This is a genomic window from Aurantimonas sp. C2-5-R2 (assembly GCF_036549495.1).
GTDB lineage: Bacteria > Pseudomonadota > Alphaproteobacteria > Rhizobiales > Rhizobiaceae > Aurantimonas > Aurantimonas coralicida_A.
In genome coordinates this window covers 1-582 of record NZ_JAZHLJ010000285.1, presented here as the reverse complement: position 1 = coordinate 582, position 582 = coordinate 1, and the positions used below count along the sequence as shown (strand labels likewise).

The window sequence follows — 582 nt, the reverse complement described above, 5'->3', positions numbered from 1 at the left end:
GCTCTGTCCGGCATCGCGGCGGAAGCCCTCCAGAGCGGATCAGGCATCGCATCGCGCACCATCGCCAGCATGGAACATGGCTGGCGGAACGGCCGCGATCTGCTCACCAGCGGTGACGTGCTGGTGATCGATGAGGCCGGCATGGTCGGCACGCGCCAGATGGAGCGCGTGCTGTCCCATGCCGCCGACGCCGGCGCGAAGATTGTCCTGGTCGGCGATCCGCGGCAGCTACAGTCCATCGAGGCGGGCGCGGCTTTCCGCTCGATCCATGACCGCCACGGCGGAGCGGAAATCAACGAGGTTCGCCGCCAGCGTGAGCACTGGCAGCGCGACGCCACGCGCGAACTGGCGACCGGCCGAACCGGCAATGCGATCCATGCCTATGACAGTCATGGCATGGTGCATGAAGCTCCAGCGCGGGAACAGGCGCGCGATGATCTGATCGACCGCTGGGACCGCGACCGGCAGGCCGAACCGGATCGCAGCCGGATCATCCTCACCCATACCAATGCCGAGGTCCGCGCCCTCAATGACGGTGCGCGGGAGCGAATGCGGGACGCGGGCGATCTGGGTGAGGACGTA

At 67.5% G+C, this 582-nt stretch carries 1 protein-coding gene; it reads left to right on the top strand.

Features of this window, described 5'->3' with window-relative positions; genetic code table 11:
• Positions 1–582, top strand: a 582-nt coding sequence (locus tag VQ044_RS25550) for an AAA family ATPase (RefSeq protein WP_331827927.1), incomplete at both ends; no start/stop codon positions are given.